We start from the raw sequence: 20,098 nt of genomic DNA on the forward strand, positions 1-20,098 counted from the left end.
GGGTGCGAAACTGACCGTATGCCCGTCCTCGACCCGAATCCCCAGAACGGCCAGAAGAAGATGCTGCTTGTCTTCGGCACGTTCTTCGCCATTTTCGTGATCATCGCCGTGATCGCCACCATCGCCTCCCCCTGACGGGAGGTCCCCGGCCGTACCGGGGTGGGGCTGTCCCCCGCATCCCCTAGGGGGTGAGTGTCAGGGACAAGTGGGTGGATCACCGGATGGGCCCAGCGCCGCCGGATCCCTAACGTCGAGATGTGGCCGCCCGAAGGCGGACCGCGGACCGTCCGAAGACCCACGGAGGCAGCCATGCCGGCCCCTGCGCACCCCCGGCCCCACCCGGCGACCCCGGGCGGGATGGACACGAGGCTGCCCTGGTGGGCCCTCGCGCTGCCGACGGTGGCCTTCGTGGTGCTGCTGGCGCTGATGTCCCATCCGGTGGACGCGCGGGCGGGCGGCGACCCCGCGCTCGGCCATGTCGTCCAGCGGATCCAGCAGACGATGACCCACCACCCGCGATGATCCGGCTCGGCTGCCCGGTGACGGCATCGCGCCCCCCGTCCGGGGGAGATTCGGTCGGGTGTCCGGACGCGGATGGATCTTCTCCATGGTCAACTCCCTGCGCTCCCTGGCCTGTTTCATGCAAAGCTGGGACCCATGAGCTCCGCAGAACCCCGCAGGATTGTCCTCCTCCGGCATGCGAAGGCCGACTGGCCGCAGGTGGCCGACCACGAGCGCCCTCTCGCAGACCGGGGCCGCAAGGACGCGCCCGTCGCCGGCCGCAAGCTGGCCGACACCGGCATCCCCTTCGACCTGGCCCTCTGCTCCACCGCGACGCGCACCCGCGAGACCTGGAAGCTCGCGGTCCAGGAGCTTCCGCACCGGCCGAAAACCGCATACGAGGAGCGGATCTACGACGCCTCGCCCGGCGAGCTGATCGCGCTGCTCAACGAGACGCCGGACGACGTCCGGAACGTGGTGCTGATCGGCCACAATCCGGGCATCCACGGCCTCACCGAGGTGCTCTCCGGATCGGCCGAGGCCGAGGCCCGCGAACGGCTGGAGCGGCGCGGCTTCCCCGCCGCCGCCTTCGCCGTGCTCTCCTTCGACGGCTCCTGGAAGTCCCTGGAACCGGGCACGGCCACCCTGGCCGACTACTGGACGCCGAGCGAGTAGACCCCCGTACGGCGGCGGGGTCCGGCACCGGTGACGGCGCCGGGCCCCGGGGAGGCCTCAGAGCACGTCGTCGTGTATGTCCGCCGCCTCGACCTCTTCCCGGGTGACACCGAGCAGATACAGGACGGTGTCCAGGAAGGGGAAGTTCACCGCGGTGTGCGCGGCCTCGCGGACCACCGGCTTGGCATTGAAGGCGACGCCCAGCCCGGCCGCGTTCAGCATGTCGAGATCGTTGGCCCCGTCCCCGATCGCCACGGTCTGCGCCAGCGGCACACCCGCCTCCGCGGCGAACCGGCGCAGCAGCCGCGCCTTGCCCGCCCGGTCCACGATCTCGCCGACGACCCGGCCGGTCAGCTTCCCGTCGACGATCTCCAGCGTGTTGGCCTGCGCGAAGTCCAGGCCGAGCCGCTCCCTGAGGTCGTCCGTCACCTGGGTGAAGCCGCCGGAGACGACCCCCACCTGGAAGCCGAGTCGTTTCAGCGTACGGATCAGCGTGCGCGCGCCCGGGGTGAGCCGCACCTCGGTGCGCACCTTGTCGACCACCGACGCGTCCAGCCCCTTCAGCAGGGCCACCCGCGCGTGCAGCGACTGCTCGAAGTCCAGCTCGCCGCGCATCGCGGCCGCCGTCACCCCGGCCACCTCGGCCTCGCAGCCCGCGTGCGCCGCGAACAGCTCGATGACCTCGTCCTGGATGAGCGTCGAGTCCACGTCCATGACGACCAGACGCTGGGCCCGCCGGTGCAGACCCGCCGCGACCACGGCGATGTCGACGCCGAGTGCCGCGGCGTCGGTCACCAGCGCGGTGCGCAGCGGTTCGGTCTCCACGCCGGACACGGCGAACTCGACGGCCGTGACGGGGTACTTCGCGAGCCGGAAGACACGGTCGATGTTGCCGCCGGTTTCGGCGATACGGGCGGTGATGGCGGCCGTCGACTCGGCGGTGAGCGGATGGCCGAGCACGGTGACCAGGGACCGGCCCAGACCGCGCGGACGGTTGTCGCCGGTCCCGGAGATGATCTCCGCCTGCATCTTCATGGACTCCGCCCAGCTGTGGACGGTCGCCCGCAGATCCCCTTCCAGCCCGGACGGGGGCATCGTCACCAGGGCGCAGAGCACCATCCGGCCCCGGGTGACGACCTGCTCGATGTCGACGACGTCGACGCCGTACGCGGCCAGAGTGTCGAACAGCCCGGCCGTCAGGCCGGGCCGGTCCTTGCCGAAGATCTTGACAAGGAGCGTGGGGGCGTCGGTGGTCTGCGAAGCGCTCATGGTGTTTCCACCGTATCCGGCACCCAGTGCCTCCCGCGTGCCCGGTCCGTCCACCGGACACGGAACAGTGGATGGCGGTCGGGTGACGAAGGGTTTGACCGACGGCGACGGTATGACACGGCGGTGCAGCGGTCCGCGCGCCGCGCGGCACCTCGGCGGACTGGCGTTGCGGCCCACCCGGGTGCCCCTGTCGGTCCGTCATCAGTCACGGTCCCCGTGCCGTTCGTGCCGCCCCGGCGGAATCGGCGGCGACGGTGGAAACCGGGGCGGTGGTGGAGGCCCCGGGTCCCCGGGTGGTGGCGGGGGCAGCCCAGGACCCGAGGGCGGCGGGGTCTCCCGAGGACGGCCCGGCGGGGGATCTCCGGGGGCGGGCCGCCCCCGCGTCGGCGGCCCGGCCCGCCCGTGCCCCCGGTGCGGCGACTCCAGCGGCCCGATCACCGTGGGCGCGTCGTTCACCTCGCCAGACGCGGACCGCGGGCTGCGGCCGGTCGCTCCCGGCCGCGCGTCCTCCGGTCCCCGCGCGTGCTCCGGTCCCCGCGCGTCCTCCGGTTCCCGGGACTCTTCCGGTTCCCGGGACCCCTCCGGCCCTCGGGACCCCTCCGGTCCCCGGAACTCCTCCGGTACCCGCGCCCCCTCCGGTACCGACGCCCCCTCCGGTTCCCGCGCGTCCTCCGGTACCGACGCCCCCTCCGGTTCCCGCGCGTCCTCCGGCTCCCGCGCCCCCTCCGGTCCCCGGAACTCCTCCGGCTCCCGCGCCCCCTCCGGTCCCCGGAACTCCTCCGGCAGCCGCAGATACGGATTGGTATCCGGGTTCGGCGGACGGTAGGGCCTGCTCGGAGCGTAGGGACCGGGCCGCGGTGCCGGGCACGAGGGGCCGGACCGCGGTGCCGGGCACGGCGGTCCGGGCAGGGAAGTCGGGCGCGGGGGAGTGGGCGGCGACCCCGGCACCCTGTCACCCCGTGCCAGGGGCGCCGCCCGGCTTCCCGCCGCCCCGCACGGCCAGGCCAGCAGGGCCCCGGCCGCCCCGGCCCCCGCGCCCCACACCGCCCCCAGCAGCAGCGCCGTGCCCGGATGCCCGTCCAGCACGACCCCCGCGCCGAACGCGTCGAATCCGAACACCGACAGCCCGGCGTCCCCCGACACCTCCGTCAGCCGCACCAGCAGCGCCAGTGCGACCGCCGTCGCGGCCCCGAGCCGCAGCGCGCACTGCCCTGCGAAGCGGAGGGGACCCGGGGCCCTTACACCCGGCACATCCGCGGCACCCCCGGCCCGTACCGGCGGCGTACGTGCCGCCGTCAGCACCCCGGCGACGAGCATCAGCAGCGCCGCGGCGACCGCCAGCAGCCACACCCTGCCGTCCAGCGCGGCCAGCCGCCCCAGCGTCACCGGCCGCCCCGGCTGCCCGGCGAGCAGCCGGTCCAGCGGATCCGGCAGCAGGGCCGCCAGCGGCCCGTGGCCCTGCCGTCCCAGGGCACGAAGAGGCCGAGCGGGACGCCCAGCCACACCCCGTTGGGCGCGCCGAGCAGCGCGGCCCCCGCGATCCGCGCCGGATGCGCGTCGCGGACCGCCGCCCAGACCGCCGCCGCGAGACCTGCGGCCACCGCCACCAGCGCCACCGTCACCAGGGCCGAGACGGCAGGGCGCACCACCCGGTGCACGGCCTCCCAGCCCGGCGGCAGGGGGGCGCGCCGGGATGCGAGCAGCGCGACGAGAAGGACTCCGGCCGCCCAGAGCGCGCTCCTAGGGCCTCCTCGTGTGGATCATGCCGGGCTCGCGGGGTCTGGCACCGCGCCTCGCGGCGTTGTCGTCGGTTGCCATGGCTCCGCCATGACGCCCTCCTCCGCCTTGCGATGCACGGCACCAGACCCCGCTCCCTGACTCGGCCCGATCCAAACGAAAGCCCCTAGCAGGGTGGGCACCGTGTCGACGCCGAATCCCACCGAGGCCCTGGCCCGCACCAGGCCCCCGATCCGGCCCGACAGCAGCCCGCCGAGGTCCCCCGGTCCCGGGCCCCCGCCGCCGCCCGGGAGCCGGTCGAGCCCGGCGAGTCCGGGCGAGCCGACGTCGAGGGTGACGACATCGTGGCCCGCCCAGGCGAGGCCGCCCAGTACCGCCACGAACAGCCCCACCACCGCGCCCGCCCGGACGAGGAGTTCGGAGACGGTGACCGTCCCTGGGGCGGTGCGCAGCGACCGCAGGAAGCACCAGGAGAGCAGCAGCGCACCCACCAGGCCCACGCCCAGTGGCGTGATCTCGACGGCAGTGGTCGCCTCGGCCCCCTTCAGATCGAAGGCGGACACCTCCCCGGACGAGCTGACCGACCCGTTCGCCCCCAGCCCACCACGGCCGCGGTCAGCGGCCCGAGCGAGGCCACCGCATCCGCCCGGAGCAGATGCAGACCCAGCGCCGCCGTGCCCGCCATCCCGGTCAACGCCCAGCTCACCGAGGCGATCGCGGACAGCAGCACATCCGTCCAGGGCAGTCCCCTGCGGTCGTCCACGGCCTCATAGCCCATCGCCGGTCCCCCGGTCCGCGCCGCGGCAACGAGCCGCGGATGTCCGCCTCGCGTCGGATTACCACTCTCCGGCCGGGTTTCGCCTCCGTCAACGGCGCGCGTCCAGGCACCCGTTCGCGCCCGTCGCAAGGCCCGACTTTCGGTCAGAGTGCCGAGCCTGAAATAGTTCCTCCCGATGTTCGACATCCCTACACTCCCCGTGACGGGGGTATTCCGGGGGACAACTCAGTGGGGCATGGAGTGCCTGAACTCGTAGTGGAATTCAATGGACGCACCTGGACGCTCGACGGGTCCAGGTCGTACGCCGTCGGCCGCGATCCGCAGGGCGACATCGTGCTGGAGGACGGCAGGGTCTCCTGGCGCCACGCCACGATCGGCTGGAACGGCAGCAGTTGGGTCCTGGAGGACCGGGGGAGCACCAACGGCACCTTCGTCGAGGGCAGCCGGATGCAACGGCTGGAGGTCGGCGCGAGCACGACCGTGCACCTGGGCAACGCCACCGACGGTCCGGACCTGAAGCTGTCCGGCGCGGCGGCCCCGGCGGGGGTCCCGCAGGGCGCACCCGGGCAGCAGCCGTACGCGGCCCGGGGCGCCGGGGCCGACCGGGCAGCCGGGGCAGCCGGGCAGCAGGCCCCTCGGCCGGAGGCTCCGCAGCGGGTGCCCGCCCAGAGCCCGGGGACGACGCCCCCCGCACCGGCCGCCCGGATCCCGCAGCAGGGCCCGGGCGATGACGCGGAGGCCCGCCCGGTCCACGGCGACCGCAGCCCGACCACCTTCCACCAGCTCGCCCTCGGCCGGGTGATGCGCATCGGCCGCGCGCTGGAGAACGATCTCGTCGTCTCCGACCTCCAGGTCTCGCGGAATCACGCCGAGTTCCACGCCACGCCCGACGGCCGCTGCGAGATCCGCGATCTGGGCTCGCACAACGGCACCTTCGTCAACGGCATGCCCATCGGCAAGGGCGGCTCGGCGCTGCTCGGGCCGAACGACATCGTGGGCGTGGGCCACTCGACGTTCCGCCTGGTGGGCGACCGGCTGGAGGAGTTCGTCGACACCGGCGACGTCTCCTTCTCCGCCCGCCATCTGACCGTCACCGTCGACGGCGGCAAGCAGATCCTCAAGGACGTCTCCTTCGGTGTCCCGGAGAAGTCGCTGATCGCGGTCATCGGCCCGTCCGGCTCCGGAAAGTCGACCCTGCTGAAGGCGCTGACCGGCTACCGCCCCGCAGACCAGGGCGACGTCCTCTACGACAACCGCAACCTCTACAAGCAGTTCGCCGAGCTGCGCCAGCGCATCGGCCTGGTTCCGCAGGACGACATCCTGCACAAGGAACTGACCGTCAGGAAGGCCCTGAAGTACGCGGCCAAGCTGCGCTTCCCTGCCGACACCACGGGTGCCGAGCGCGAGGCCCGGATCGACGAGGTGCTGCGCGAGCTGAAGCTCGACATCCACAAGGAGAAGAAGGTCACCTCCCTCTCCGGTGGCCAGCGCAAGCGGGTCTCGGTGGCCCTGGAACTGCTCACCAAGCCCTCGCTGATCTTCCTGGACGAGCCGACCTCCGGCCTGGACCCGGGCATGGACCGCGATGTGATGCAGCTGCTGCGGGGCCTCGCCGACGACGGCCGCACGGTGCTCGTCGTCACCCACTCCGTGGCCGAACTGGCCCGGTGCGACAAGCTCCTGGTGATGGCACCCGGCGGGGCCGTCGCCTACTTCGGGCCGCCGGAGGAGGCGCTCAACTTCTTCGGCTACGCGTCCTGGGCCGATGTCTTCTCCGCCTTCGAGAACTACCGCGACTACGACTGGGCGGGACGCTGGAAGGGCTCCCAGCACTACCAGTTGTACGCGGCGGACATCGACGCCGTGGCCCCGCAGCCGGTGGACGTCTCCCCGCCGCAGGCGATCAGGCCGATCAAACCGCAGGGCTGGTTCTCCCAGCTGGCCACCCTGGTCCGGCGCTATGTCGCGGTCATCGTCTCCGACAAGGGCTTCCTGGCGCTGACGGTGATCCTGCCCGCGGTGCTCGGCGCGGTCAGCCTGCTGATCGACAGCGACAAGGGCCTGCTGGTCAACAAGGCGGTCAACCGCACGACCGGCCTGCACGTCCCGAACGGCACGGCCACCACGGTCCTGCTGATCCTCGCGGTCGGCGCCTGCTTCGCGGGCGCCGCCAACTCGGTCCGCGAGCTGATCAAGGAACGGGTCATCTACGAACGGGAGCGGGCCACCGGCCTGTCCCGCTCGGCATATCTGATGTCCAAGGTGGTCGTCCTCGGTGTGATCACCGTGCTCCAGGGCCTGATGGTGGGCCTGATCGGCTTCTCCAGCCGGGAGATCCCCGACCGGGGCCTGATTCTCGGCCACGCCACGCTGTTCGAGCTGTGCCTGCCGGTCATGGCGCTCGGCTTCACCTCGATGATGGTCGGCCTGGTCATCTCCTCGCTGGTGAAGACCGCCGAGAAGACGATGCCGCTCCTGGTGATGTTCGCGATCGTCCAGGTCGTGTTCACCGGCTGTCTGTTCACGCTGAACGGCACGATGGGCGTCAACCAGGTCTCGTATCTGATGCCGTCCCGCTGGGCGGTCGCGGCCGCCGGCACCACGCTGGACTTCAACAACATCGCCCCCAACACGGACGACCCGACCAGCACCGACCCGCTGTGGAACCACACGGCGGCGGCCTGGAGCCTGGACATGGCCGCCCTGGTCGTGCTCGGGGTGCTCTGCGGCTTCCTGGTGGCCCGCTTCCTGCGCCGCCACGAGCCCGAGGTCATGCGGAAGTAGCCGTCCCCGGACGCGCGGAAGGGCGGCACCCCGAGGGGTGCCGCCCTTGCGTTCGCTCCAGGCGAGAAGAGGTCCGCGCCGACCTCAGTACGCGCTGTTGACGTTGTCCATCGAGCCGTAGCGGTGCGCGGCGTAGTTGCAGGCCGCGGTGATGTTGGCGACCGGGTCGTAGATGTTCCAGGACGTGCCCGCGACGTGGTACGTGCTGAAGGTCGGCGGGATCACCTGGAGCAGACCCTTGGACGGGATGCCGTTCTGGGCGTTGATGTCCCAGTTGTTGATCGCCATCGGGTTGCCCGAGGACTCCCGCATGATGTTGCGGTACAGGCCGTTGTACGAGCCCGGGATGCCCTTCTTGGCCATGATGTCGAGCGACTCGCGGATCCAGCCGTCGAGGTTGTTGGCGTAGGCACGCGGGGCGGGAGCGGCCTGCGGGCGCTCGGCGGAACGGTTGGCGGCCTGCTGGGCCGAACGCTGCTGGACGGCCTTCTTGACCGCGGCCTCGTTGACGCTCTTCTGCTGGGCGGCGACGGCCTCGGCCTTCAGCGACTGGGCCGCCTTCTGGTCGGTGACCGCGACCTTGATCTCCTTGGCCGGCTTGTTGCCCAGCGCCACCGGGGCGGACGCGGCGGCGGGGGCCGCGTGGGCCGGGCTCTGTGCCTCGCTGGGCGCCGCGGTGACCGCGAGGACGCAGCAGCCGAGGGCCGCCACACCGGCGGCGGACAGCTTGTGGGTCTTGGTCAGGTCACGACTACGGGCACGAAGAGTGGTGGTGATCTTGGGCATGGTGAGGGACCTCTTTGTGTAGCTCGGAGGCCGCTCTGGTGCCGGCGGAAGGACAGGTGTTCCAGCACAAGCGCCGCGGGTCATGCCCACGGCGCCGAGCGACGTGAGCAATTCTTAGCGGGCGCAAAAACCCCTGGCAAAGGTGTGACGTACGACCTGGGATAGTGGAAAGAGGACGGGCAAAACGGGACAGACTGGAGCGTCTGCCCCGTTCATCGCGGGCCTTTATATCTCCTATATCCCTTCGTACGTGATGTGGCTCCTATGCGCGGCCTCACATCCCGACAGCCCGCATCTCACCAATAGTTGCTGGAGCAATGCTCTGTGTGAGCCGTCTCCTCCGGCAGGAGGAGGTGGGCGTCGCCGAACTCGTGCCACAGGTAGAGCCCGGCCAGCGCCTCCTCGTAGCCACGGCGGACGGCGGCCCGGCCCGCGACGGCCTCCAGCATCAGCAGATGCGACGCCCCGGGCTCGTGCAGCCCGGTCAGCAGCCCCTCGACCACCCGCACCCCCCGCTCCGGCGTCACCACCAGGCCGGTCCAGCCCTCCCGCGCCCGTACGACACCGTCGGCGCCCGCCGCCGACTCCACCGCCCGCACGGCCGTCGTACCGACCGCGATCACCCGGCCGCCCGGCCCGTCCCCGCCGTCCGCCCGTTCCCCGCTCCCGGCCCTCCCCGGCGGCACTCGGCCACCGGCACGCCGCGACCGCGCCGCATTGATCAGCCGCGCCGACGCCTCCGGCACCGCGAAACGCTCCGGGTACGGCGGCTCGCCCGCCTCCGCCGACGCCACCCCGGTGTGCAGCGTCACCGGGGCGAACTGCACCCCCCGGCTCACCAGCTCCGCCACCATGCGCGCGGTGAAGGGACGCGCCGCGCTCGGCATCTCGGCACTGCCCGCCCCGTCGCCGTACGGCAGCGCGAACACCGTCCGATACGCCGACAACGGCTGGTCCCGCTCCGTGTAGGAGTAGCGAATCGGACGCCCGTGCCGGGCCAGCAGCCCCGGCACGTCCGGGTCAGACGGCCGGGACCACCACAACCGGTCCCCCTCCGGCGACAGCGGCTCCTCCAGCACCAGCCGGGCGCCTCCCGGCAGCCGCACCTCCCGCCCCGCGGACCCGCCGCGCGCCCCCGGCCCCGGCGGACGCGTCGTCCCCCGCCCGTCCGGCTCGCGCAGCTCGACCGCCCAGCGCCCGTCGTCACCGCGGGTGGAGAAGTGCACCACCACCCGCGCGCCCCCGGCCGTGCCGTCCACCGCGGCCGCCAGCGTCGGAGAGGTGTTGACGACCAGCACGTCCCCGGCCCGCAGCAGCCCCGGCAGCTCCCGGAACGTGTGGTGCGCCACCTCGGACCCGCGTGAGACCAGCAGCCGCACGGAGTCCCGGTCGAGGCCGGGTCCGCGCTGCTCCACCGGCACCCGCGCCGCCAGTTCCCCGGGCACCCGCAGCCCGGACACACCGCTGTCCAGCGGCACCCGCGCCGCGCTCACCGCTCCGCCACCAGGACCTGCGCACCGAAACGCCCGCTCGCCGGACGCTCGTCCAGCAGCCGCAGGAAACCGGGCACCACGAGCTCCGGCGCGGGCCGCGGGGCCGGATCGCCGGGCACCGCCGCCGCATACAGGTCCGTGGCCATGTCCCCCGGGTCGACCGCCCACACCCGCAGCCCCGGCTCCTCCACCCCGAGCACCGCCGCCACCAGGTCGAGCGCCGCCTTGGAGGCGCCGTAGCCGCCCCAGGTCGCATACGCCCCGGCCGCCGCGTCCGACGTGACGGCGATCACCGCCCCCGCCGTCGAGGCCCGCAGCAGCGGCAGCGCCTCCTGCACCAGCCCGAGCGCGGCCACGGCGTTCACCTCCAGCACCCGCCGCAGCCCGTCGAGCCCCAGCTCCGCGAGCGGCACCAGGGGCTCCGCGCCCAGCGCACTCGCGTTGTGCACCAGCAGGTCCACGCCGCCCAGCCCGCGCGCCGCCGCCACCAGACCGGCCCGGTGCCCCGCGTCCGTGACATCGCCCGGCAGCGCCGCCACCCGCGTCCCGTGCGCCGACAGGGCCCGCGCCGCGTCCTGGAGCAGCGGAGCGGTCCTGGCGTCCAGCACCAGGTCCCAGCCGCGCTTCGCCAGGGCCGCGGCCAGCGCCCTCCCCAGCCCCTTCGAAGCCCCCGTGATGATCGCAACCGGCATGGCGGCTCTCCCTTCTCCCCGTACGTCCCTCGCCGCCGGAGATCGGCGACCGCCTCACCGTAGGAACGGCGCCCCCCGGGCCGCCTCGGACGCAGGCCGCAGACGGGCGGGGCCCTTGGCCTTAGGCCCAGCGACCCAGAGGGGCGCGGCCGCCGGTCGGATACGCACCGTCACACCTCGCCGGTACGGTGAGGCCATGAGCCATGGACCCCGGTCGGGCCTGTACGCGGTGAGTTCCGCGCTGCTGGCCATGAGCAGACACCTGGAGGTGCGCGATGTCCTCAAGACGATCGTCGCCTCCGCCCGCGAGCTGCTCGACGCGGAGTACGCGGCCCTGGGCGTCCCGGACGACCATGGCGGCTTCGCCCAGTTCGTGGTGGACGGTGTCACCGAGGAGCAGTGGAAGGCCATCGGCCCACTGCCCCGCCAGCACGGCATCCTGGCCGCGATGCTGCACGAGGCGAAGCCCGAGCGGCTGGCCGACGTCCGCCGGGACCCGCGCTTCGAGGGCTGGCCCGACGCCCACCCCGACATGTCCGACTTCCTCGGTCTGCCCATCCGCGACGGCGACGAGATCATCGGAGCGCTCTTCCTCGCCAACAAGAGGTGCCCACGGCCCCAGGGCGGCTGCGGCTTCACCGAGGACGACGAGGAACTGCTGTCGATCCTCGCCCAGCACGCCGCGATCGCCCTCACCAACGCCCGCCTCTACGAGCGCAGCAGAGAGCTGACCATCGCCGAGGAACGCTCCCGGCTGGCCCATGAACTGCACGACTCGGTCAGCCAGAAGCTCTTCTCCCTGCGGCTCACCGCCCAGGCGGCGGCCGCCCTGGTCGACCGCGACCCCCGGCGCGCCAAGGGCGAGCTGCACCAGGTGGCAGCGCTCGCCGCCGAGGCCGCCGACGAACTGCGCGCCGCCGTCGTCGAACTGCGCCCCGCCGCCCTCGACGAGGACGGCCTCGTCCACACCCTGCGCGCCCAGGTCCAGGTCCTCGACCGCGCCCACACCGCACGCGTCACCTTCACCGGCCGGGGCGTGCGCGCCCTGCCCGCCGCCCAGGAGGAGGCGCTGCTGCGCGTCGCCCAGGAGGCACTGCACAACGCCCTGCGGCACTCCGGTGCCGAACGGGTCGAGGTCACCCTGGAGAAGCGCGGTCCGGGAGCCGTCCTGCGGGTCATGGACGACGGGGGCGGATTCGAACCCCGGAGCGTGCGCCGGGCCGGGCGCCATCTGGGCCTGGTCTCCATGCGCGACCGGGCGAGCGGGGTCGGCGGCACGCTGACCGTGGAATCGGCGCCCGGCAAGGGCACCACCATCGAAATGGAGGTCCCTGGTGGCTGATGCGATCAAGGTGCTGCTCGTCGACGACCACCAGGTCGTCCGCCGCGGTCTGCGCACCTTCCTGGAGGTGCAGGACGACATCGAGGTCGTCGGAGAGGCCTCCGACGGCGCCGAGGGCGTCGCCCTCGCCCAGGAGCTGGCCCCCGACGTGATCCTCATGGACGTCAAGATGCCGGGGATGGACGGGGTCGACGCGCTCCGCAGACTCCGCGAACTCGACCATCCCGCGCGGGTGCTGATCGTCACCAGCTTCACCGAGCAGCGCACGGTGGTCCCGGCCCTGCGCGCGGGAGCCGCGGGCTATGTGTACAAGGACGTGGACCCCGACGCCCTCGCCGGGGCCATCCGGTCCGTCCACGCGGGACACATCCTGCTCCAGCCGGAGGTCGCCGGTGTGCTGCTCTCCCAGGAAGAGGCCAACTCCGGGCAGGGCAGGGGCGGTTCGCTCACCGAGCGGGAGCGGGAGGTGCTGGGCCTGATCGCCGACGGCCGCTCCAACCGGGAGATCGCCCGGGCGCTGGTGCTCTCCGAGAAGACCGTGAAGACCCATGTCTCCAACATCCTGATGAAGCTGGACCTGGCGGACCGCACCCAGGCCGCGCTGTGGGCCGTCCGCCACGGCGCGACCGGCTGAACCGCCCGGCCCGGGCCACCGGGCGAACCGGAACGTCTCCCTCCAGGATGAGATTCATACCGTCGGGTGTATGTCCCCCGGATGGCGCATCCCCCGCCCCGCCCCGGGCGTTCTCCAGGCGTGCTGCGGACCTGCCGCAGTGATCGCAAGGAGGACCTGGAAGTGAAGAACCTGAAGAAGGCCGCAGCGGTGACCATGGTGGCCGGCGGTCTGATCGCCGCCAGCGCCGGACTCGCCTCCGCCAGCGAGGGCGGGGCGCACGCGCTCGGCAAGGCCGCGGGCTCCCCGGGCGTCGTCTCGGGCAACGTCATCCAGGCCCCGGTCCACGTCCCCGTGAACGCGGTGGGCAACACGGTGAACGTGATCGGCGCCCTGAACCCGGCCTTCGGCAACCTCGGCCTCAACCACTGAGGACCCGACCGCGGCGGCCCCTCCACCACCGAGGGTCCTCGATCACTGGGGCCCTTGGCCACGGGGGCTCCGACCACGGGGGGGGGCTCCGGCCGCTGGGGCACTCCGGGCCCTCAGGGCCCGGGCGGCTGAGGAGCCAGACAGCTGACGAGCCAGACAGCTGAGGGGTCAGGCGGCTGAGGGCACGGCGCCCGCCGGTCCGCCTCCCGGGCCGCACTCCCGGGAGGCGGCCCGTCCCCCGACAAACCGATGGGCGACGGGCCGATGGGCGACGTACTGACCGGTCACCGCATCTCCCGCTGCTCCACCATGGAGTTGTACGCCGCCACCTGCGCCCGTCGCGCGGTCCGCTCCACCGGCCGCAGCGCCTCGGCGCGGGCCCCCATCTCCGAGGCGCTCACCGCACCCCCGTGCCCCTCCTCGTACGCGACCGAGATCAGCAGCCCCACCCGCTGCGCCAGCTCCAGCACCCGCACCGCCCGCGGCGGATACCCCGGAGCCAGCACCTCCCGTCCCCGCTCCGCCCGCGCCCGGTAGGCGTCGATCGCCGCCTCCGCCACCGGTCCCGACCCCGTCACATCCAGCCGGGACAGCACCTCCGTCGCCTCGCGCAGCGCCTCCGCCAGCTCCCGTTCGGCCTCTCCGAGCGAGGGCACATCGGCCGGGGGAGCCTCCCGCACCGGCAGACAGTGCCAGACCACCTCGGCATGCACATCGCCGTCCGGACCCGCCTCGAAGACCTCCGGCACCAGCCCGAAGGCGGCCCCGTGGCACACCACCGCCTCCTCGGCCTCCAGCGCCCGCGCGTTGAACTCCGGAGGGCCGCTCAGGCCCAGCGGATGCCCCGGCGCGGGCAGCGCCACCCGCAGCCCCACCACCCCGAGCCTGCGCAGCCGGCCCAGCGCGAAGGTGAGACCGACGGGCGCCGACTCGTCCGGCAGACCCTCCACCCGGTGCACCGCGTCCTCCCCGGCAATGGCGGAGGCGGCATCATCCGGCGAGACAAATCCGGCCAACAGGGCATTTCCCCAAGCGGCCAGCCGACCTGAGCGTGGTTCCGAGAGCATGCCCCCACCCTACGGACCGGACCTATGGAATCGACCGGGCAACCAGTGGCGTAGATTTCATGGGGGCCCCGCCCACCGGCGTGGCGGACCACGCCCACAGGCGTACGCGAGAGCCGACACCGGCCACACTGCAAGGGGAGACAACGCGCCCATGAGCGATGTTCTGGAGCTGGAAGACGTATCCGTGGTCCGCGAGGGCCGGGCTCTCGTGGACGAGGTCTCCTGGTCGGTCAAGGAGGGCGAGCGCTGGGTCATCCTCGGCCCCAACGGCGCCGGGAAGACCACTCTTCTGAACGTCGCCTCCAGCTACCTCTACCCGACCGCGGGCACCGCCACCATCCTCGGCGAGACCCTCGGCAGGCCCGGCACCGACGTCTTCGAGCTGCGCCCCCGCATCGGCGTCGCCGGTATCGCCATGACCGAGAAGCTCCCCAAGCGGCAGACGGTCCTCCAGACCGTGCTGACCGCCGCCTACGGCATGACGGCCGGCTGGCAGGAGGAGTACGAGGACATCGACGAGCAGCGCGCCCGCGCTTTCCTCGACCGCCTGGGCATGAGCGACTACCTGGACCGGAAGTTCGGCACCCTCTCCGAGGGTGAGCGCAAGCGGACCCTCATCGCCCGCGCCCTGATGTCCGACCCGGAACTGCTGCTCCTCGACGAGCCCGCGGCCGGCCTCGACCTCGGCGGCCGCGAGGACCTCGTACGCCGCCTCGGCCGCCTCGCCCAGGACCCCATCGCCCCCTCCATGATCATGGTCACCCACCATGTCGAGGAGATCGCCCCCGGCTTCACCCATGTCCTGATGATCCGGCAGGGCAAGGTGCTCGCCGCCGGTCCGCTGGAGCTGGAGCTGACCTCGCGCAACCTCTCCCGCTGCTTCGGCCTCCCCCTGGTGGTGGAGCAGGCCGGTGAGCGCTGGACCGCCCGCGGTCTGCCCCTGTCCTGACCCCGGACGCCCCCGAGGGGCCTTTGTGCTCCCCGACGGCGCCCTGTCCGCGACCGGACCCCGGCTCTACCATGACCATGTGGACATCGACGCATGGGTGTGGTGGCTGGTCGGCGCGGCCGGGCTCGGCATCGGGCTGGTGATCACCGCGATGCCGGAGCTGGGCATGCTCGCCGTGGGCGCCGTCGCGGCCGCCGTGGTCGCCGCCCTCGGCGGCGACGCCGTCCCCCAGGTGGCCGTCTTCGCCCTTGTCTCCGTCGCGCTCATCGCCGTGGTCCGGCCCATCGCCGCGCGCCACCGCTCCCAGCGGCCCGAACTCGCCACCGGAATCGACGCGTTGAAGGGCAGGCAGGCCCTCGTCCTGGAGCGCGTCGACGGCAACGGCGGCCGCATCAAGCTCGCCGGAGAGGTCTGGTCGGCGCGCTCCCTCAACGGCGGGCTCACCTATGAGCCGGGCGAGGAAGTGGATGTCGTGGACATCGACGGAGCCACGGCGATTGTGATGTGACCTTGTAGGACGTAAGTCGGCCGAACGGACCACGAGGGACGCGACGGTCTGTCAGACTCGACCAGCAAGATCTTCAACAACCATAAGATCTTCCACAGGCGCCGAGGCGGAGAAGGGTACGGGGACTCACGATGGAACCGATCATCATCGTCCTGATCATTCTGGTGGTGTTGGTCTTCATCGCCCTGATCAAGACGATCCAGGTCATCCCCCAGGCGAGCGCGGCCATCGTCGAGCGCTTCGGCCGCTACACACGCACCCTGAACGCGGGCCTCAACATCGTGGTCCCGTTCATAGACTCCATCCGCAACCGCATCGACCTGCGCGAGCAGGTCGTCCCGTTCCCGCCGCAGCCGGTGATCACCCAGGACAACCTGGTCGTCAACATCGACACCGTCATCTACTACCAGGTGACCGACGCCCGGGCCGCGACCTACGAGGTCGCCAGCTACATCCAGGCCATCGAGCAGCTCACCGTCACCACGCTCCGCAACATCATCGGCGGCATGGACCTGGAGCGCACCCTGACCTCCCGCGAGGAGATCAACGCGGCACTGCGCGGCGTCCTCGACGAGGCCACCGGCAAGTGGGGCATCCGCGTCAACCGCGTGGAGCTGAAGGCGATCGAGCCCCCGACCTCCATCCAGGACTCGATGGAGAAGCAGATGCGTGCCGACCGTGACAAGCGCGCCGCGATCCTCACCGCGGAAGGCACGCGACAGGCCGCCATCCTCACCGCCGAGGGTGAGAAGCAGTCCCAGATCCTGCGCGCCGAGGGTGAGGCCAAGGCCGCGGCCCTGCGCGCCGAGGGCGAGGCCCAGGCCGTGCGTACGGTCTTCGAGGCCATCCACGCGGGCGACCCGGACCAGAAGCTGCTCTCCTACCAGTACCTCCAGATGCTCCCGAAGATCGCCGAGGGCGACGCCAACAAGCTCTGGATCGTCCCCAGCGAGATCGGCGACGCCCTGAAGGGCCTCTCCGGCGCCATGGGCAACTTCGGTTCGCTGGGCGGCGGTTCGGGCAATGGCGGCGCCTCCTCCGGCACCGCGACCGAGCGCCGCGAACGGCCCCCCATCGACTGACCGCACAGCGCCCCTACGGCCGTGGGGCCCGCCTCCTTCGGGAGGCGGGCCCCACGGCCGTACGGGCCGGCTAGGCGGCAGGCTGTCCCAGCCACTCCGGCAGCGGCTCGAGCTCGTCGTGTCCCAGCGCCAGCAGCATCGCGTCCGCGGGCGTCGGCTCGAACGGCTGCCGCAGCAGCGGCATCCCCGCCTGCTCCGGGGTCCGGTTCGCCTTGCGGTGGTTGTCCTCGGCACAGGACGCCACCGTGTTCAGCCAGCTGTCGGCGCCGCCGTGCGACCGCGGCACCACATGGTCCACAGTCGTCGCCCGGCGCCCGCAGTAGGCGCATCTGTGCCGGTCCCGGACCAGCACACCCCGCCTCGACCACGGCGCTTGTCTTCGGAACGGCACCCTCACATAGCGGCAGAGCCGAATGACACGGGGCGCCGGTATATCGACATCGGCACCCCGCATCCGCAGCTCGGGGTGGGCCTGTTCGACGACGGCCTTGTCCTGGAGCACCAGAACGACAGCTCGGTTCAGTGTCACCGTCGACAGCGGCTCGAAGCTCGCGTTCAGCACCAGCGTGTCACGCATCCAGCCCACCTCCCGTGTGCACCTGCCCACTCCCTGGCGGGCTTGGATCAACTCTGGACGGGCGCGCCGAGATGGACAACGCAATAAAAAATGCCCGCCTCCGATCACTTCCAGGACCGGAGGCGGGCAAACGTTCAATGAACGTCAGGCTTCAATCGGGGGCATCAGCCCTCGGCCGGGACCTCGTACTCACCGATGAGCTGTGCGCGCCCCAGCGTGTGGAACCGCAGATTGAAGCCGACCACCGCGGGAGAGGCGTCCGCGTCCGGACCCAGCTTCTCCTGGTCGACGGCGTACACGGTGAACACGTACCGGTGCGGCCCGTCCCCGGGCGGCGGTGCGGCACCACCGAAGTCCTTCGACCCGTAGTCGTTGCGCGCATGCACCGCCCCCGCGGGCAGCCCCTCGAACTGTCCGCCGCCCGCGCCCGCGGGCAGCTCGGTGACCGACGCCGGGATGTCGAACAGCACCCAGTGCCAGAACCCGCTGCCCGTCGGGGCGTCCGGGTCGTAGCAGGTCACGGCGAAGCTCTTGGTCTCCGGCGGGAAGCCCTCCCAGCGCAGGTGCGGCGACACATTCCCGGCCGCGTGGACCTGAGCGTCCTTGAGCGTGGCCCCCGGCTCGACATCCTCACTCGTCACCGTGAACGACGGCACGGGCGGATGGAAGTCATGGGGCAGGGGCCGCCTCTTCGGCTCGGTCACCTCGGTACCTCCCAATCAGTGGATCATCAGGTTCCCGTGCAGAGCCTAGGGCCTGTCTGACAATTCGCGTCGTCGCCCGAAGGGCGGGCCTGCGGCGAGAGTGCGTGCATGACGTCGTGGGCCAGACGGGAATTGTCAGACAGGCCCTAGAACCAGCTGCGCTTGCTGCCGACCTCCGACAGCCACTGGTGGAGATAACCGGGCCAGTCCGTGGTCCGGTAGTCGTGCAGACCCACCGTGAAGGCGCGGTAGGAGTCGCTGCCCTCGCTGAACAGCCCCGGCTTCTTGTCCATCTCCAGGACGACGTCCATCTCCCGCTCGTCCGCGACGAAGCTCAGCTCCACCTGGTTCAGACCGCGGTACTGCGACGGCGGGAAGAACTCGATCTCCTGGTAGAACGGCAGCCGCTGCCGCGTCCCCCGGATCACACCGCGCTCCATGTCCGCGTTCTTGAAGCGGAAGCCCAGCTGGATGAAGGCGTCCAGGATGGCCTTCTGGGCCGGCAGCGGATGCACATGGACCGGGTCCAGATCCCCGGAGTCCACGGCACGCGCGATCTCCAGCTCCGTCGTCACCCCGATGTGCATCCCGCGCAGCGCCTGCCCGTCGATCATGGTGACCGGGGTCTCCCAGGGGATCTCAAGACCGAACGGCACCACGTGCACGGCACCGGCCTGGAGCTCGAAGGCACCGCCGAGACGCACCTTGGTGAACTCGATGTCCTGCTTGTACTCGGTGTCGTCGTGCCCCTCGACCTCGACCTTGGCCTGGAGCCCCACGTTCAGACCCTCGACCGACTGGTTCACCGAACCGCCCTGGATCCGCACCTCACCCTGGACCACGCCGCCCGGTACGACATTGACCTCGGCGAGCACCGTCTCCACCGACGCCCCGCCGGCCCCCAGGCTCGCGAGCAGTCGCTTGAACCCCATGAAACTTCCCTCCCGGACGGCATACGATCCGCCGTCCCGCATCGTGCACGCGTACGTGGAACCTTGATCCCGCTACACGCGATCCGGCCCCGGGCCGGTTCCGTGCCCTCACCCTTCCAAGGGCGGGGACTTTTGACCACCCCTTGGTACGCACCCGCCTGGACTACGCTCGTACGCCGTGATCGCGACCCCTGACCGTACGCCCCTGCCCAGGAACTTCTTCGACCGGCCCGTGCTGGAGGTCGCCCCCGACCTGCTGGGCCGCATCCTCGTCCGCACCACCCCGGACGGCCCGATCGAACTGCGCCTGACCGAGGTCGAGGCCTACGACGGCCCCAACGACCCCGGTTCCCACGCCTATCGCGGCCGCACCCCCCGCAATGACGTGATGTTCGGCCCGCCCGGCCATGTGTACGTCTACTTCACCTATGGCATGTGGCACTGCATGAACCTGGTGTGCGGCCCGGAGGGGAGTGCCAGTGCGGTGCTGCTGCGCGCCGGGGAGATCACCGAGGGCGCCGAGTCGGCCCGCACCCGCAGGCTCTCGGCTCGTCATGACAAGGAACTGGCCAAAGGCCCGGCACGTCTGGCGACGGCGCTGGACGTGGACCGCGCACTCGACGGCACGGACGCCTGCGCACCGGGGGAGACCCCCCTGCGCATACTGACGGGCACCCCGGTCCCCTCCGACCAGGTGCGGAGCGGTCCGCGCACCGGAGTCTCCGGAGACGGTGCCGTGCACCCCTGGCGCTTCTGGATCGCCAACGACCCCACGGTGAGCCCCTATCGGGCCCATACGCCCCGTCGTCGCCGAAGTTGACGCGGCCCTGGGGGATGCGTAATGTAGCCCGAGCCGCTTGACCGGGTATGGCGTTCAGCCAGCAGCCGGAGGCGGCCAACCCACTACTCACGTCACCTCTCGCAGAGGGCGAATTCGGCATGCTCGCATGCCCGAATTCAAACTCTCGGACCTCGATTATGAGTCCCGGCGAGAATCGGCTAACGTAGTGAATGTCGAAAGGCCGGGGGCGAAAGCCCGAAGCCCAAGGCAAATCCCGCCGACAGGGAATCGGATCGAAAAGGATCTGATAGAGTCGGAAACACCGAAGGGAAGCGCCCGGAGGAAAGCCTGAGAGAGTCTCTCGGGTGAGTACAAAGGAAGCGTCCGTTCCTTGAG

Annotated in this window: 19 protein-coding genes and 2 pseudogenes; 11 read left to right on the top strand and 10 right to left on the bottom strand. The window is 71.7% G+C overall.

Annotated elements, in window-relative coordinates:
• Positions 1-18 precede the first annotated feature (18 nt).
• The 3 genes from ACIHAA_RS28780 to ACIHAA_RS28790 all read left to right on the top strand — a co-directional run bounded on the left by ACIHAA_RS28780 (position 19) and on the right by ACIHAA_RS28790 (position 1,176).
• Positions 19-135: an SGM_5486 family transporter-associated protein gene (locus ACIHAA_RS28780; protein ID WP_268256357.1), complete on the top strand. Its 117-nt coding sequence runs from the start codon at positions 19-21 to the stop codon at positions 133-135.
• A 222-nt stretch (positions 136-357) separates the two neighbouring features.
• Complete coding sequence (locus ACIHAA_RS28785; RefSeq protein ID WP_399822204.1) at positions 358-522, top strand: hypothetical protein; 165 nt, start codon at positions 358-360, stop codon at positions 520-522.
• Positions 523-657: 135 nt separating this feature from the next.
• Positions 658-1,176: a SixA phosphatase family protein gene (locus tag ACIHAA_RS28790; RefSeq protein WP_399822206.1), complete on the top strand. Its 519-nt coding sequence runs from the start codon at positions 658-660 to the stop codon at positions 1,174-1,176.
• 57 nt (positions 1,177-1,233) lie between these two features.
• On the opposite strand, the gene serB is transcribed toward ACIHAA_RS28790, so the two are convergent.
• The 3 genes and pseudogenes from serB to ACIHAA_RS28805 all read right to left on the bottom strand — a co-directional run.
• Positions 1,234-2,445 (bottom strand): phosphoserine phosphatase SerB, encoded by a 1,212-nt coding sequence (gene serB, locus ACIHAA_RS28795; protein ID WP_399822208.1) that lies wholly within the window; start codon positions 2,443-2,445, stop codon positions 1,234-1,236.
• Between the two features lie 201 nt (positions 2,446-2,646).
• Positions 2,647-4,175 (bottom strand): annotated as a pseudogene (locus ACIHAA_RS28800) (streptophobe family protein); the annotation flags it as partial.
• Between the two features lie 162 nt (positions 4,176-4,337).
• Positions 4,338-4,960: pseudogene (locus ACIHAA_RS28805) on the bottom strand (streptophobe family protein); the annotation flags it as partial.
• A gap of 228 nt (positions 4,961-5,188) precedes the next feature.
• Here ACIHAA_RS28805 and ACIHAA_RS28810 point away from each other — a divergent pair.
• A complete protein-coding gene (locus ACIHAA_RS28810; protein WP_399822210.1) occupies positions 5,189-7,744 on the top strand; it encodes an FHA domain-containing protein in 2,556 nt (851 codons plus the stop codon).
• Between the two features lie 84 nt (positions 7,745-7,828).
• Here ACIHAA_RS28810 and ACIHAA_RS28815 read toward each other — a convergent pair whose 3' ends face one another.
• The 3 genes from ACIHAA_RS28815 to ACIHAA_RS28825 all read right to left on the bottom strand — a co-directional run bounded on the left by ACIHAA_RS28815 (position 7,829) and on the right by ACIHAA_RS28825 (position 10,715).
• The gene (locus tag ACIHAA_RS28815; RefSeq protein ID WP_399822212.1) at positions 7,829-8,530 is read right to left on the bottom strand and encodes a transglycosylase SLT domain-containing protein; all 702 of its coding nucleotides are present in this window, start codon (positions 8,528-8,530) and stop codon (positions 7,829-7,831) included.
• 296 nt (positions 8,531-8,826) lie between these two features.
• Positions 8,827-10,023 (bottom strand): S-adenosylmethionine:tRNA ribosyltransferase-isomerase, encoded by a 1,197-nt coding sequence (locus ACIHAA_RS28820; protein WP_399822214.1) that lies wholly within the window; start codon positions 10,021-10,023, stop codon positions 8,827-8,829.
• Positions 10,020-10,715, bottom strand: coding sequence for an SDR family NAD(P)-dependent oxidoreductase (locus ACIHAA_RS28825; RefSeq protein WP_399822216.1), 696 nt, complete (start codon positions 10,713-10,715; stop codon positions 10,020-10,022). The genes ACIHAA_RS28820 and ACIHAA_RS28825 overlap by 4 nt, the downstream gene beginning before the upstream one ends.
• 196 nt (positions 10,716-10,911) lie before the next feature.
• Here ACIHAA_RS28825 and ACIHAA_RS28830 point away from each other — a divergent pair, with 196 nt between their 5' ends.
• The 3 genes from ACIHAA_RS28830 (at position 10,912) to ACIHAA_RS28840 (ending at position 13,102) form a co-directional block, all read left to right on the top strand.
• Complete coding sequence (locus tag ACIHAA_RS28830; protein ID WP_399822218.1) at positions 10,912-12,057, top strand: GAF domain-containing sensor histidine kinase; 1,146 nt, start codon at positions 10,912-10,914, stop codon at positions 12,055-12,057.
• Positions 12,050-12,691 carry a response regulator gene (locus ACIHAA_RS28835; protein ID WP_399822219.1) on the top strand — a complete coding sequence of 214 codons (642 nt, stop codon included), beginning with the start codon at positions 12,050-12,052 and terminating at the stop codon, positions 12,689-12,691. The genes ACIHAA_RS28830 and ACIHAA_RS28835 overlap by 8 nt, the downstream gene beginning before the upstream one ends.
• Before the next feature lie 162 nt (positions 12,692-12,853).
• Complete coding sequence (locus tag ACIHAA_RS28840; protein WP_399822221.1) at positions 12,854-13,102, top strand: chaplin; 249 nt, start codon at positions 12,854-12,856, stop codon at positions 13,100-13,102.
• A gap of 284 nt (positions 13,103-13,386) precedes the next feature.
• Here the strand turns inward: ACIHAA_RS28840 and ACIHAA_RS28845 are convergent, their stop codons facing one another.
• A complete protein-coding gene (locus tag ACIHAA_RS28845) occupies positions 13,387-14,169 on the bottom strand; it encodes a hypothetical protein (RefSeq protein ID WP_399822223.1) in 783 nt (260 codons plus the stop codon).
• A gap of 151 nt (positions 14,170-14,320) precedes the next feature.
• Here ACIHAA_RS28845 and ACIHAA_RS28850 point away from each other — a divergent pair, with 151 nt between their 5' ends.
• The 3 genes from ACIHAA_RS28850 to ACIHAA_RS28860 all read left to right on the top strand — a co-directional run bounded on the left by ACIHAA_RS28850 (position 14,321) and on the right by ACIHAA_RS28860 (position 16,708).
• The gene (locus tag ACIHAA_RS28850) at positions 14,321-15,118 is read left to right on the top strand and encodes an ABC transporter ATP-binding protein (RefSeq protein WP_399822225.1); all 798 of its coding nucleotides are present in this window, start codon (positions 14,321-14,323) and stop codon (positions 15,116-15,118) included.
• A 79-nt stretch (positions 15,119-15,197) separates the two neighbouring features.
• On the top strand, positions 15,198-15,626 hold the full coding sequence (locus ACIHAA_RS28855; protein ID WP_399822227.1) for an NfeD family protein: 429 nt from the start codon (positions 15,198-15,200) through the stop codon (positions 15,624-15,626).
• Positions 15,627-15,757: 131 nt separating this feature from the next.
• Entirely contained in the window at positions 15,758-16,708 is a 951-nt protein-coding gene (locus tag ACIHAA_RS28860) for an SPFH domain-containing protein (protein ID WP_399822229.1), read from the top strand.
• A 70-nt stretch (positions 16,709-16,778) separates the two neighbouring features.
• Here the strand turns inward: ACIHAA_RS28860 and ACIHAA_RS28865 are convergent, their stop codons facing one another.
• The 3 genes from ACIHAA_RS28865 to ACIHAA_RS28875 all read right to left on the bottom strand — a co-directional run bounded on the left by ACIHAA_RS28865 (position 16,779) and on the right by ACIHAA_RS28875 (position 18,921).
• Positions 16,779-17,285, bottom strand: coding sequence for an HNH endonuclease (locus tag ACIHAA_RS28865; protein WP_399822231.1), 507 nt, complete (start codon positions 17,283-17,285; stop codon positions 16,779-16,781).
• Positions 17,286-17,449: 164 nt separating this feature from the next.
• On the bottom strand, positions 17,450-17,989 hold the full coding sequence (locus ACIHAA_RS28870) for a YbhB/YbcL family Raf kinase inhibitor-like protein (RefSeq protein ID WP_399822232.1): 540 nt from the start codon (positions 17,987-17,989) through the stop codon (positions 17,450-17,452).
• Positions 17,990-18,135: 146 nt separating this feature from the next.
• Complete coding sequence (locus ACIHAA_RS28875; RefSeq protein ID WP_399822234.1) at positions 18,136-18,921, bottom strand: sporulation protein; 786 nt, start codon at positions 18,919-18,921, stop codon at positions 18,136-18,138.
• A gap of 178 nt (positions 18,922-19,099) precedes the next feature.
• Here ACIHAA_RS28875 and ACIHAA_RS28880 point away from each other — a divergent pair, with 178 nt between their 5' ends.
• Entirely contained in the window at positions 19,100-19,741 is a 642-nt protein-coding gene (locus ACIHAA_RS28880; protein ID WP_399822236.1) for a DNA-3-methyladenine glycosylase, read from the top strand.
• The last annotated feature ends 357 nt before the right edge of the window (positions 19,742-20,098 follow it).

It is taken from the genome of Streptomyces sp. NPDC052040 (assembly GCF_044548405.1).
Classification (GTDB): Bacteria; Actinomycetota; Actinomycetes; order Streptomycetales; family Streptomycetaceae; genus Streptomyces.